We start from the raw sequence: 11,608 nt of genomic DNA on the forward strand, positions 1-11,608 counted from the left end.
CGCCGCCTCCTCCCCCTTGCGGGGAGGGGGCGGCGGTCCACAACGGCAGCGTCACCTGGAGCCACCCCCCTCCCCAGCCCTCCCCCACAAGGGGGGAGGGAGCGCAGTTTGCGGGTCGAGGGAGCGCGGCTCACCATCTGCCATCAAGCAATCAGCCGAGGCCCTATCCGCATGACCGCCCTCGGTGCCCTCATCCGCCGCGACATCAAGATCGCGCTGCGCATCGGCGGCGGCGCGTTGATCGGCGTGCTGTTCTTTCTTACCGTCGTGGTGCTGATGCCATTCGCGGTCGGGCCGGATCTGGCGCTGCTGACCCGGCTCGGCCCCGCCATCCTCTGGCTCGGTGCCCTGCTCTCCAGCCTGCTCACCCTGGACCGGCTGTTCACCGCCGACCACGAGGACGGCTCGCTCGACCTGGTCGTGATGAGCCGGACACCGCTGGAGCTGGCCTGCGCCGCCAAGGCGCTGGCGCATTGGCTCGCCGCCGGCCTGCCGCTGGTGATCGCGACGCCCGTGCTCGGCCTGCTGCTCAACCTCGACGCCACAGCGACCGGCGCCGTCGCGCTGACGTTATTGGCGGGCACGCCTGCCCTGACCTTCATCGGCATGATCGGTGCAGCACTGGCTGTGACGATGCACCGCGGCGGGCTGCTGCTGGCGGTCTTGGTGCTGCCACTTTCGATCCCAGTGCTGATCTTCGGCGTCGCGGCGTCGCAGGCGGCCATCGTCGGCCCGCTGCCGTTCGGGGCGCCGTTCTCGATCCTGTGCGCATTGTCGCTGGTGAGTTTCGTGATCGGCCCGTTCGCCGCTGCGACAAGCTTGCGGAACGGGCTGGATTGACCCGCCGCCCGCCGGGGTTTGACCATGATCAACTCTTATCTAGCGGCGCCGTGCTGATTGCCTGCAACCGCTTCCGCCTTTAACAAGGGTCTCATGTCGCTGATCGACCTCGCCAATCCCACCCGGTTCCTTGCGCTGGCGGCGCGGCTGCTGCCGTGGCTGGCGCTGGTCACGGCCGCGCTGCTGGCTATCGGCCTGTACCTCTCCGCGCTGGCGCCCGACGACTATCAGCAGGGCGCGACCGTCAAGATCATGTTCATCCACGTGCCCAATGCCTGGCTGTCGATGTTCGTCTGGAGCATCATGAGCATCGCCTCGCTCGGCACCTTGGTGTGGCGGCATCCGCTCGCCGACGTCGCTGCCAAGGCCGCCGCCCCGATCGGCGCAAGCTTCACGTTCCTCGCTCTCCTCACCGGCTCGCTGTGGGGCCGGCCGATGTGGGGCACCTATTGGGAGTGGGATGCGCGGCTGACCTCGGTGCTGATCCTGTTCCTGATGTATCTCGGCCTGATGGCGCTGTGGCGCGCGGTCGAGGATCCGACCCGCGCCGCCCGCGCTGCCGCCGTGCTGACGCTGGTTGGCGCGATCAACCTGCCGATCATCAAGTTCTCCGTCGACTGGTGGAACACGCTGCATCAACCGGCGTCGGTGATGCGGATGGGCGGTCCGGCGCTCGACAAATCATTCCTGATCCCGCTGCTGGTGATGGCAGTCGGGTTCTCGTTCCTGTTCATTACCCTGCATGTCGCGGCGATGCGCAACGAGATCCTGCGCCGGCGCGTCCGCAGCCTGCAGATGATGCAGGCCCGCGCCTACACCACGGCCGCACCAGCCGACGATGCGGCAGGCCAGATCGCGGGAGCGGCTTGACATGGACCTTGGCCCCTATACCTCCTTCATCGCGACCTCCTATCTTGCAGCGGCGCTGGTCGTGATGCTGCTGATCGGCTGGATCGCCATCGACTACCGCACCCAGAAGGCGCGCTTGCGCGCGCTCGAGGACAGCGGCATCAGCCGCCGTTCCGGCCGCGCCGCGACGGATATCCAATGATCGAACAGGCTGCGACGGAGCCGGCGCCGCGGCGCCGCTCATTCCTCATGCTGCTGCCGCTCGTGGTGTTCCTCGGGCTGGCGGCGCTGTTCTGGTCGCGCCTCGGCAACGGCGATCCGTCGCGGATTCCCTCCGCGCTGATCGGCCGCCCCGCGCCGGCCACGCCGCTGCCGGCGCTGCCGGAACTGGCGAGGGACGGCACGCCGGTGCCCGGCCTCGACCCGGCTGCGCTCAAGGGCAAGGTCAGCATCATCAACGTCTGGGCATCGTGGTGCGTGCCCTGTCACGACGAGGCGCCGCTGCTGGTCGAGCTCGGCCGCGACAAGCGCTTCCAGATCATCGGCATCAACTACAAGGACGGCGCCGACAACGCCCGCCGCTTCCTCGGCCGCTACGGCAACCCCTATGACGTCGTCGGCGTCGACGGCAACGGCCGCGCGGGCATCGAATGGGGCGTCTACGGCGTGCCCGAGACCTTCGTCGTCGGCCGCGAGGGCACCATCGTCTACAAGCTGGTCGGCCCGATCACGGCGCAGAACATCGATGCGGTGTTGAAGCCGGAAATCGAGAAGGCGCTGAAGGTGGGTTCGTAAGCCTCGCGCAGCCATCGGAGCTTCAGCGGCAAACACGCTCCTCTCTCTGCGTCGTCATTCCGGGGCGGCGCGAAGCGACGAGCCCGGAATCCATACTCACGAGCGGTCGTTTGGCGAAGACGGGCGCCACAGCCATCTCGCGTCACACGCCTTGTCGTGGTTATGGATTCCGGGCTCACGCCGCTGCGCGGCGCGCTCCGGAATGACGGCGCGGAGAACCTCGAAGCGAAGCGATCCGGAGCATCTACGGGCCTTGGATTGCTTCGTCGCTACGCTCCTCGCGATGACCGCGTTCGGGGCAGCTACCCCTTGCTCACATCCCCTTCCGCCGCATCGCTGGCTTCGAGCGACGCCGGGTCCTGGTGGTAGCGCTTGATCAGCGGCATCTGGGCGATGGCGAAGATCATGGTCAGCGGCACGACGCCGAACGCCTTGAAGCCGACCCAGAAATCGGTGCTCTGCGTGCGCCAGATGATCTCGTTCAGCACCGCCATCGCGGCAAAGAACAACGCCCAGCGGAAGGTGAGGATGCGCCAGCCTGCGGCCGTCAGGTTGAACATCTGATCGAACATGATCGCGATGAAGGAGCGGTTGAACAGCAGCCCGCCGCCGAGCACGGCCGCGAACAGGCCGTAGATGATGGTCGGCTTGACCTTGATGAAGGTCTCGTCGTGCAGCACCAGGGTCAGCGTGCCGAACACGATGACGACGACGGCGGTCACCAGCGCCATCAGCGGGACGTGCCGCGTCACGACATAGGACGCGATCAGCGCCGCGATGATCGCAACCATGAACGCGCCGGTCGCAGCGAACAGATTGAACTTGGCGTTGACCACGAAGAAGATGATCAGCGGGCCAAGTTCGGTCGCGAGCTTGAACAGCGGGTGCGGCTGGGTCTTGTCCATTCCATGTCCTGTTGGCTGCAGCCACGGCAGCGGTTGATCCGGTCGTCTCGATCTGGCGGTGGGCCGGAGCCCGAGCGTGCCGACGTCAATCCTCGATGCCGGCGATCGCCCGCGCAAAATCTTTCGCGGCGAACGGTGAGAGATCATCGACCCCCTCGCCGACGCCGATGAAGTGCACCGGCAGCTTGAACTTCTCCGACAGCGCCACGAGGATGCCGCCGCGCGCCGTACCGTCGAGCTTGGTCATCACGAGGCCGGTGACGCCTGCCGTACGATGAAACGCCTCGACCTGCGACAGCGCATTTTGTCCCACCGTCGCGTCGAGCACGAGCAGCACCGCATGCGGTGCCGACGCGTCGACCTTGCGAATGACACGCACCACCTTTTCGAGCTCGTTCATCAGCTCGGCCTTGTTCTGCAAACGGCCGGCAGTATCGATCAGCAGGATGTCGCGGCCCTGCTCCTTGGCCGCGGTGATGGCGGTGAACGCAAGGCTGGCGGAGTCCGAGCCCTGCGCGCCGGCGATCACCGGCGCCTTGGTGCGCTCGCCCCAGACCTTGAGCTGCTCGATCGCGGCGGCACGGAACGTGTCGCCCGCGGCCAGCATCACCTGCCTGCCTTCGGAAGCGAATTTCTGCGCCAGCTTGCCGATCGTGGTCGTCTTGCCGGAGCCGTTGACGCCGACGACGAGAATGACGAACGGCTTGTGGCCCGGCGCGATCTCGAGCGGCTTCGCCACCGGCGACAGCACCTTCTCGACCTCGGTCGCGACGACCGCCTTGACCTCGTCGGCGCTGATCGCCTTGTCGTAGCGGCCGGTCCCGACGGCGTCGGCGATTCGCGCGGCGACCTGGGTGCCGAGATCGGCGCGCAGCAGCACGTCCTCGATGTCGTCGAGCATCGCGCGGTCGAGCTTGCGCTTGGTGACGAGATCGGCGACGGCCGTGCCGAGCGCGCCGGACGTGCGCTTCAGGCCCGCCGACAGCCGCCGCCACCACGACAGCTTGGGTGTTTCCGAGGTGGTATCGTTCATGGCGTGGTGTTAGCCCTTTCCATTCGCAAACGAAAGCTCACACCCGCGTTACGGTTTCCATGGACATTAACCAACCCACCGACGAGGAAATGCTTGCCCGCGTGCTCCACCGCGACGGGCTGATGCTGGTGATCGACAAGCCGGCCGGCATTCCCGTGCACAAGGGACCGAAGGGCGGACCGAACCTCGAAGCCTCGTTCGACGCGCTGCGCTTCGGCCTGCCGCGCCCGCCGGTGCTGGCGCATCGGCTGGACAAGGAAACCTCGGGCTGTCTGGTGCTCGGCCGTCATCGCAAGGCAACGGCGTCGCTCGGGCTTTTGTTCAAGCATGGCAAGATTTCGAAGACCTATTGGGCTGTCGTCGAAGGCGGACCTGACGCTGACGAGGGCGTGATCGAGCTCCCGCTCGGCAAGCTGAACGCCGAGCGCGGCTGGTGGCAGAAGCCGGATCCGAACGGGCAGCCAGCGGTGACGAAATGGCGGGTGCTGGGGAGGTCGTACTCTCTTGCCAGTCTATCCCTGAACTCCCCTCCCACTCGTGGCAACGACTCCCCTCCCCCTCGCGGGGAGGGGTCGGGGGTGGGGGTCCCCACGGGCAGTGTCGCTTGGAGCCACCCCCCTCCCCAACCCTCCCCCACAAGCGGGGAGGGAGCGCAGCTGCCAACCGGAGAGGGAGAGTCGGTGCACTCCAATCGCAGTCCGCGACTCACTTGGCTGGCGATGGAACCGGTCACCGGCCGCACGCATCAACTGCGCGTGCATTCGGCAGCGTCGGGATGGCCGATCGTCGGTGACAACATCTATGGCAACGGCCCGCGCTTCGGCGAGCCGCGGCTGCATCTGCACGCACGCGAGATTTCGATTCCGCTGTCGAAAAACAAGCCACCGGTACACGTGGTGGCGCCGGCGCCGATGCACATGCATGAGCGGCTGAGGATGTGCGGGTGGAACGGGGCGTGAGCCCATCTCTTTCCGCACCGTCATGGCCGGGCGAAGTCCCGGCCATCCACGTCTTAGTTCTTGGGGACAGCGTGGATGCCCGGGTCAAGCCCGGGCATGACGGAATTCTGGACTAACAGCCGAGCCCCATGATGCCCCGTGATCGTGAGCCGCTGCACGGTGCCTGGCAACGCAGTGGTCGTGGCGACCGGCAGGTAATGCTCCGTCCGTCCCTGGGTCTCACTCTCGATCAGCACCTCACGCTGACAGCCGATCTCCTGCTCCAACCGCAGGCGTAACGCCGCCTCGCCCACCGCCCGCAATCGCCGCGCGCGATCGCGGATGATGGCGCCATCCACCTGCGGCATGCGCGCCGCCGGCGTGCCCGGCCGCGGCGAATAGGGAAACACGTGCAGGAAGGTCAGCCCGCATTCCTCGACCAGGTCGATCGAGCGCGAGAACATCTCCTCAGTCTCGGTCGGAAATCCCGCGATCAGATCGGCGCCAAGCGCGATGTCCGGCCGCAGCCGGCGCACCTGAGCACAGAATGCGATGGCATCGGCGCGCGAATGCCGCCGCTTCATGCGCTTCAGGATCAGATCGTCACCCGCCTGCAGCGACAGATGCAGGTGCGGCATCAGCCTGGCATCATCCGCGAGGGCATCGAGCAGGTCGGCATCGGCCTCGATCGAATCGATCGAGGAGATGCGCAGGCGTCTCAACTCCGGCACGTGGCGCAGTATCTGCTTCACAAGCCGGCCGAGCTTCGGCGTGCCGGGCAGGCCGGCGCCATAGCTCGTCAGGTCGACGCCGGTCAGCACGATCTCGGCATGGCCGCGCTCGGCCAGCGCGCGCACCTGCTCGACGACCGCGCCCATCGGCACCGAGCGCGAATTGCCGCGACCGAACGGGATGATGCAGAAGGTGCAGCGATGATCGCAGCCGTTCTGCACCTGCACGAACACCCGCGGCAGGCCGCGCTGGAAGCCGTCGACCAGATGCGGAGCCATCTCCATCACCGCCATGATGTCGGAGACGGCCACCTTCTCGGACGCATCGATGCCGAACCGTGGCACCGCCAACGCCCGTGTGGTCGCACGCCACGCATCGGGCCGCAGCTTGTCGTCATTGCCGATGACGCGGTCGACCTCGGGCATGGCGGCGAACATGCCGGCCTGCGTCTGCGCGGCGCAGCCGGTCACGACGATGCGCGCCGCGGGGCGCTCGCGCTTCAATTTGCGGATCGACTGCCGGGCCTGCGCCACCGCCTCGTTGGTGACGGCACAGCTGTTGATGACGATGGTGTCGTCGGCACCGGCCGCCTCGGCATGTTTCGCGATCAGCTCGGATTCGAACGCGTTGAGGCGGCAGCCGAAGGTAACGACGTCGACGCTCATGCGACGCTGGCGAACATCGACGGCTCGAACCGTCCCTCGAACTCGAACGTCGCGGTGCCCGTCATCAGCACGTGATCGTCACGCTCGCGCCACTCGATCGTGAGCTCGCCGCCGGGCAGCCTCATCTGCACGATCCGGTTGGCACGCTTCAGCCTGACGGCCGCGACCGCTGTCGCACAGGCCGCCGAACCGCAGGCCTTGGTCAGCCCCGCGCCGCGCTCCCAGGTGCGCATCGTGATGTGGTCGCGATCGACGATGTGGGCGAGCGTGATGTTCGCACGCTCCGGGAAAATCGGATGGTTCTCCAGCAGCGGCCCGAAGCGCTCCAGATCGTAGGCGTTGACGTCCTCGACCCAGAACACCGCGTGCGGATTGCCCATGTTGACGACCGAGGGCGAATGCAGGATCGGCGCGTCGATCGGTCCGATCTGCAGCTCGATGTAGCGGGTGTCGCGGAACTCCTCGGCGAGAGGAATGTCCTGCCAGCCGAACTTCGGCGCGCCCATGTCGACGGTGTAGAGGTCGGGCGCCGGCCCCTGCCAGCAGTTCAACAACCCGGCGCGGGTCTCGAACGTCGCGCTGGTCTGGCCCGTCTTGCCGAACACCTGGCGCACCACGCAGCGCATGCCGTTGCCGCAGGCGCCGGACTCCGATCCATCATTGTTGTAGATGCGGATGAACGCTTCGGTGCCGTCGAGCCGCGGCGGCTGCAGCACCATCAGCTGATCGTAGGGCACCCGGGATGCCACCGCCCGCGCCTCGTCCGGCGTGACGACATGCTTCACGTCGCGCAGATCGACCACGACGATCTCGTTGCCGATCCCGTTCATCTTGACGAAGCTGTGGTTGGCCAGCGCGCTCATGAAAATATCCAAATTGTGTCCGCCTTATATGGCGAATGGCGCGGCATTGACCAGCCTGCAGAGCGACATGACGCATCTGTCATGGGACGCCGCGCCGCCGAGCATGTTAGGACCGGTTCATTCGCCGGCACGAACCGGGCAAAGCAGCACGGCCACTGGAGAATAGTCGAATGAATCTCAGCACTTTCCGCCTCGTTCTGGCCGTGAGCTCGGTCGCGCTCCTGCTCGGCGGCACGTTCGCCCGGGCCCAGGCGCCGTCGGCCTCGCCGGCTCCGGCGGCCTCAGCCACGCCCGCACCGGCCCCGAGCGCGCTACCGGCGCCGGTGGCGCCGGCCTCTCCTGCGCCTGCCGCGTCGGCCAGTCCGGCGCCCGCGACCAGCCCGACGCCGGCCGCCAGCGCGAGCCCCTCGCCGTCGTCATCTCCGACCGCGGCCCAGTCCCCGGCCACGACGCCGCCGCAGGCCGCGGCGCCGGCCCAGGCGGCCGACGCCTTCGGCGACGAGATCAAGCTCGAGGCGAAGAAGGTCGTCCTCGTCAAGGGCACCGCGAATTGGGACAATGCGTTCGACACGCTGATCGACTCCTTCAAATCGCTGTCGGCCACGCTGGACAAGCAGGGCATCAAGCCCGCCGGCAACGGCATGATCGTCTACACCTCGACCGACGACACCGGCTTCACCTTCCTGGCCGAGATGCCGGTCGAGCAGGAGCCGAAGACGCTCGGCAAGGGGATGAGCATCGGCCAGTCGCCCGAGGGCAAGGCGCTGAAGTTCGTCCATCGCGGCTCCTACGACAACATGGACAACACCTACGAGGCGATCACCAACCACCTCGACGAGCGCCGGCTGGAGGCCAAGGACACCTTCATCGAGGAGTACCTGACCGACCCCTTGAAGACGGCCGAGGACAAGCTCGTCATCAACGTCTACGTGCCGCTGAAGTGAGCACCATGATCATCAGACCCATCCTCGCGGTCGCGCTCGCGACCAGCTTCGCAATGCCCGCCCTCGCGGATGACATCGCCCGGCAGGACACGCCGGCGATCACCGTCAGCGGCGAAGCCAGCGTGTCGGCGCCGCCGGATCTGGCGCAGATCGACGCCGGCGTGGCATCCGACGCCAAGACCGCGCGCGAGGCCGCCGAGGCCAACAACGCCGCCATGGCCAAGGTGCTGCAGGCGCTGAAGGCGGCCGGGATCGCCGACAAGGACTATCAGACCTCGCGGCTGTCGCTGCAGCCGCAATATGCGCAGAACCGGCCGGCCCAGCCGGCGGTGACCGGCTATCGCGCCAGCAATCGCGTCACCATCAAGCTGCGCGACGTCGCCAAGGTCGCCAGCGTGATCGATACGCTGGTCGCGGCCGGCGCCAACGATGTCGGCAACATCTATTTCAGCGTCGCCGAGCCATCCAAGCTGCTCGACCAGGCGCGCGAGAAGGCCGTCGCAGACGCCCGCCGCAAGGCCGAGATCTATGCCAAGGCCGCCGGCGTGACGCTGGGTCAGCCGCTCAGCATCTCCGAGGATGGCGCGCCCGCCCCGGTGTTCCGCGCCAAGACCTTTGCCGCACCGATGGCCGCGACGCCGACACCGGTGGCGCAGGGCGAGGAGACGCTGTCGATCACGGTCAACGTGACCTGGGCGATCAAGCCGGGGCAGTAAGGCGGCCTCACGCCCGCGCGGCGCATTGTGCGTCGTGGCAGCCGACAACGTAGCTACAAACTCGGTGTCGTCCCGGCCTTGAGCCGGGACCCATACTCCGGGGCGGTAATTGTCGCGCGAGAGGGAGCTGCCAGCCTTCACAACATTGAATTCGGTGTTTATGGGTCCCTGTGTCTGGAAAGTCTGCCATGATGATGGTGGGCGGGAAGCCGTTGGGTCCTTGGCGCTAGACGCCGTGAGCCGGCTCGGTCTCCCGCCCGTTCCATTTATCAACCTGAACAGTTGCACGAGGCTGCGCCAACAGACCTCGCATCACAGGGACAGGCACCGTGATCGTACCTTTTCGTTGCGTCGGAATCGACGTTTGCAAACCCTATCTCGATATTTTTGATGAAGCCGTGGGGGCGCCGGAGCGCATCGCCAACGGGCCACAGGCCATCACACAGCTGGTGGCGCGTTGGGGATGCGATGTTCTGGTGGTCTTTGAGGCCACGGGTGTCTACGACCTCGAACTGCGCGAGGCCCTGCGTCGGGCGGGCATCCGCTTTGCGCGGATCAACCCGGCTCGAGCTCGCGATTTCGCCCGCGCCAGCGGCCAACTCGCCAAGACCGATCCGATCGACGCGCGAACGCTGGCAGCCTTTGGGCGCGCCATGCAGCCAGCCACCGAGCAGGCCATGACGCCTGCCCAAAGCGCCCTCGCCAGGCTTGCAAAACGGCGGGATCAACTGGTTGCCATGCGCGCCCAGGAAAAGAACCGCCGCAGCGAGGCCGAGGACCGCGCCATGGCCGAACGCATCAGCCGCCTGATCGAGGTCCTCAATGACGAGATCGTCGAGATCGAGGCCGAGATCAACGCGCTCATCAAAGCCGAGCCGGTGCTTGCGGAGCAGGCACAGCTGATGCGCTCCGTGCCCGGTGTGGGACCCGTCGCCTGCATGCAACTCATCACCCAGATGCCGGAACTCGGCCATCTCGGGCCAAAGGAGGTAGCCGCTCTTGCGGGCCTGGCTCCCTTCAATCGCGATAGCGGGGCGTATCGTGGCAAGCGCAAGATCGGCGGCGGCCGGAAGCGTGTCCGCGACGCCCTCTACATGGCCGCCCTCAACGCCGTCCGCCGCGCCGATCGCTTCAAGATCTTTTACAACCGTCTGCGCCAAGCCGGTAAACCCGCCAAGCTCGCCCTCATCGCCGTCGCCAGGAAGCTTCTAACCATCCTGAATGCCATGATGCGCGACCGAAAACCTTATGCGATCACTCCATCAACATAACAGTTGCCGGCTCAAGGCCGGGACGACATCTGTTTTGTGGCGGCGGCCTGCTTAGATCTCCACCACCTGCCCCGGCTTCAACACGCCGAACCGCTCGCGCGGGATACCGGCCTGGTCGAGCGCGGCGTGCAGGGCGTGCACCGGCGCGTCGATCGCCTCGTCCGTCAGTTGGAACGTGCCGTGGTGATGCGCCAGCGCGGCCTCCGCGCCGCAATCCTGCAGCGCCTGCACGGCATCCTCCGGGTTCATGTGCTGGTCGCGCATGAACCAGCGCGGCTCGTAGGCGCCGATCGGCAGGATCGCGAGCCTGATCGGCGCGTGCTGCTTCGCAACGCGGCGGAAATGCTTGCCCGTGCCGTAACCGGAATCGCAGACGATGTAGACCCTGCCGCGCGGCGTCTCCAGCACGAAGCTCGCCCACAGCGCCTTGTTGCGGTCGAACAGGCCGCGCGCCGTCCAGTGCCGCGTCGGCACCAGGGTCACGGCGACCTCCTCGTTCAGCGTCACGCGATCGTGCCAGTCATAGGCCTCGGCGCGGATCTTGGAGTCAGCGTCGATCATCGTAAGGTCGTTGCCCAGCGGCGTGACGACCCGCGGCGAAAATCGCGCGGTCAGCTTCGACAACGTCCGGATGTCGAGATGATCGTAATGCCCATGCGACACCAGCACGACGTCGATATGCGGCAGCCCCTCAAAGGCGATGCCGGGATCATTGTGCCGCCGGGGACCGGCGAACGCGAATGGCGACACCCGCTCCGACCAGACAGGATCGACCAGGATGTTGAGCCCGCCGGTCTGGATCAGCCAGCTGGCGTGGCCGATGAAGGACAGCCGCACTGTCTCGCCGTCGATCCGGTGCGGCGGCGTGTCGGCGTGCGGGCTCGCCGCCCAGGACGGCCAGCGGGAACGCTTGCGGTTGCGGCCGAACTGCCAGCGCAGCACCTGGGACAGGGATTTGGGCGGAACGCCGTCGGGATCGTAGAAGCGCTTGCCGTCGAAATGGTCGGTGACGGGGCCGGAATAAGTCCTGGAACGGCGCAGCAAGGTCGTCCTCGCA

General features: G+C 66.8%; 13 protein-coding genes. 8 read left to right on the forward strand and 5 right to left on the reverse strand.

Annotated features, from left to right (window positions below; all coding sequences use genetic code 11):
• The first annotated feature begins 171 nt into the window (after nucleotides 1-171).
• The 4 genes from ccmB to QW887_RS32545 all read left to right on the forward strand — a co-directional run bounded on the left by ccmB (nucleotide 172) and on the right by QW887_RS32545 (nucleotide 2,484).
• Nucleotides 172-840 carry a heme exporter protein CcmB gene (gene ccmB, locus QW887_RS32530; RefSeq protein WP_315715915.1) on the forward strand — a complete coding sequence of 223 codons (669 nt, stop codon included), beginning with the start codon at nucleotides 172-174 and terminating at the stop codon, nucleotides 838-840.
• 93 nt (nucleotides 841-933) lie between these two features.
• Complete coding sequence (locus tag QW887_RS32535; RefSeq protein WP_315715914.1) at nucleotides 934-1,710, forward strand: heme ABC transporter permease; 777 nt, start codon at nucleotides 934-936, stop codon at nucleotides 1,708-1,710.
• A 1-nt stretch (nucleotide 1,711) separates the two neighbouring features.
• Complete coding sequence (gene ccmD / locus QW887_RS32540) at nucleotides 1,712-1,891, forward strand: heme exporter protein CcmD (RefSeq protein WP_315715913.1); 180 nt, start codon at nucleotides 1,712-1,714, stop codon at nucleotides 1,889-1,891.
• Nucleotides 1,888-2,484 carry a DsbE family thiol:disulfide interchange protein gene (locus tag QW887_RS32545; protein WP_315715912.1) on the forward strand — a complete coding sequence of 199 codons (597 nt, stop codon included), beginning with the start codon at nucleotides 1,888-1,890 and terminating at the stop codon, nucleotides 2,482-2,484. The genes ccmD and QW887_RS32545 overlap by 4 nt, the downstream gene beginning before the upstream one ends.
• A 302-nt stretch (nucleotides 2,485-2,786) precedes the next feature.
• Here the strand turns inward: QW887_RS32545 and QW887_RS32550 are convergent, their stop codons facing one another.
• Nucleotides 2,787-3,389: a septation protein A gene (locus QW887_RS32550; protein ID WP_315715911.1), complete on the reverse strand. Its 603-nt coding sequence runs from the start codon at nucleotides 3,387-3,389 to the stop codon at nucleotides 2,787-2,789.
• An 85-nt stretch (nucleotides 3,390-3,474) separates the two neighbouring features.
• Nucleotides 3,475-4,422: a signal recognition particle-docking protein FtsY gene (ftsY, locus tag QW887_RS32555; RefSeq protein WP_315715910.1), complete on the reverse strand. Its 948-nt coding sequence runs from the start codon at nucleotides 4,420-4,422 to the stop codon at nucleotides 3,475-3,477.
• Nucleotides 4,423-4,481: 59 nt separating this feature from the next.
• Between ftsY and QW887_RS32560 the strand changes: the two genes are divergently transcribed.
• The gene (locus QW887_RS32560; protein ID WP_315715909.1) at nucleotides 4,482-5,381 is read left to right on the forward strand and encodes an RNA pseudouridine synthase; all 900 of its coding nucleotides are present in this window, start codon (nucleotides 4,482-4,484) and stop codon (nucleotides 5,379-5,381) included.
• Between the two features lie 53 nt (nucleotides 5,382-5,434).
• Here the strand turns inward: QW887_RS32560 and mtaB are convergent, their stop codons facing one another.
• Complete coding sequence (gene mtaB, locus QW887_RS32565) at nucleotides 5,435-6,757, reverse strand: tRNA (N(6)-L-threonylcarbamoyladenosine(37)-C(2))-methylthiotransferase MtaB (RefSeq protein WP_315715908.1); 1,323 nt, start codon at nucleotides 6,755-6,757, stop codon at nucleotides 5,435-5,437.
• Nucleotides 6,754-7,620, reverse strand: a complete 867-nt coding sequence (dapF, locus tag QW887_RS32570; RefSeq protein WP_315715907.1) for a diaminopimelate epimerase — start codon at nucleotides 7,618-7,620, stop codon at nucleotides 6,754-6,756. Before dapF ends, mtaB begins: the two co-directional genes overlap by 4 nt.
• Nucleotides 7,621-7,790: 170 nt before the next feature.
• Here dapF and QW887_RS32575 point away from each other — a divergent pair, with 170 nt between their 5' ends.
• The 3 genes from QW887_RS32575 to QW887_RS32585 all read left to right on the forward strand — a co-directional run bounded on the left by QW887_RS32575 (nucleotide 7,791) and on the right by QW887_RS32585 (nucleotide 10,551).
• Complete coding sequence (locus tag QW887_RS32575) at nucleotides 7,791-8,564, forward strand: GyrI-like domain-containing protein (RefSeq protein ID WP_315715906.1); 774 nt, start codon at nucleotides 7,791-7,793, stop codon at nucleotides 8,562-8,564.
• Between the two features lie 5 nt (nucleotides 8,565-8,569).
• Nucleotides 8,570-9,280, forward strand: coding sequence for an SIMPL domain-containing protein (locus tag QW887_RS32580; RefSeq protein WP_315715905.1), 711 nt, complete (start codon nucleotides 8,570-8,572; stop codon nucleotides 9,278-9,280).
• 329 nt (nucleotides 9,281-9,609) lie between these two features.
• Nucleotides 9,610-10,551: a transposase gene (locus QW887_RS32585; protein WP_315751903.1), complete on the forward strand. Its 942-nt coding sequence runs from the start codon at nucleotides 9,610-9,612 to the stop codon at nucleotides 10,549-10,551.
• A 51-nt stretch (nucleotides 10,552-10,602) separates the two neighbouring features.
• Here the strand turns inward: QW887_RS32585 and QW887_RS32590 are convergent, their stop codons facing one another.
• Nucleotides 10,603-11,595: an MBL fold metallo-hydrolase gene (locus QW887_RS32590; protein ID WP_315715904.1), complete on the reverse strand. Its 993-nt coding sequence runs from the start codon at nucleotides 11,593-11,595 to the stop codon at nucleotides 10,603-10,605.
• Nucleotides 11,596-11,608 lie beyond the last annotated feature (13 nt).

The sequence above is a fragment of the Bradyrhizobium sp. SZCCHNRI3052 genome (genome assembly GCF_032484895.1).
Classification (GTDB): Bacteria; Pseudomonadota; Alphaproteobacteria; order Rhizobiales; family Xanthobacteraceae; genus Bradyrhizobium.

Coding starts and splice junctions, on each gene's coding strand:
- ccmB (WP_315715915.1), top strand. CDS start 172: ATGACCGCCCTCGGTGCCCTCATCCGCCGCGACATCAAGATCGCGCTG.
- QW887_RS32535 (WP_315715914.1), top strand. CDS start 934: ATGTCGCTGATCGACCTCGCCAATCCCACCCGGTTCCTTGCGCTGGCG.
- ccmD (WP_315715913.1), top strand. CDS start 1,712: ATGGACCTTGGCCCCTATACCTCCTTCATCGCGACCTCCTATCTTGCA.
- QW887_RS32545 (WP_315715912.1), top strand. CDS start 1,888: ATGATCGAACAGGCTGCGACGGAGCCGGCGCCGCGGCGCCGCTCATTC.
- QW887_RS32550 (WP_315715911.1), bottom strand. CDS start 3,389: ATGGACAAGACCCAGCCGCACCCGCTGTTCAAGCTCGCGACCGAACTT.
- ftsY (WP_315715910.1), bottom strand. CDS start 4,422: ATGAACGATACCACCTCGGAAACACCCAAGCTGTCGTGGTGGCGGCGG.
- QW887_RS32560 (WP_315715909.1), top strand. CDS start 4,482: ATGGACATTAACCAACCCACCGACGAGGAAATGCTTGCCCGCGTGCTC.
- mtaB (WP_315715908.1), bottom strand. CDS start 6,757: ATGAGCGTCGACGTCGTTACCTTCGGCTGCCGCCTCAACGCGTTCGAA.
- dapF (WP_315715907.1), bottom strand. CDS start 7,620: ATGAGCGCGCTGGCCAACCACAGCTTCGTCAAGATGAACGGGATCGGC.
- QW887_RS32575 (WP_315715906.1), top strand. CDS start 7,791: ATGAATCTCAGCACTTTCCGCCTCGTTCTGGCCGTGAGCTCGGTCGCG.
- QW887_RS32580 (WP_315715905.1), top strand. CDS start 8,570: ATGATCATCAGACCCATCCTCGCGGTCGCGCTCGCGACCAGCTTCGCA.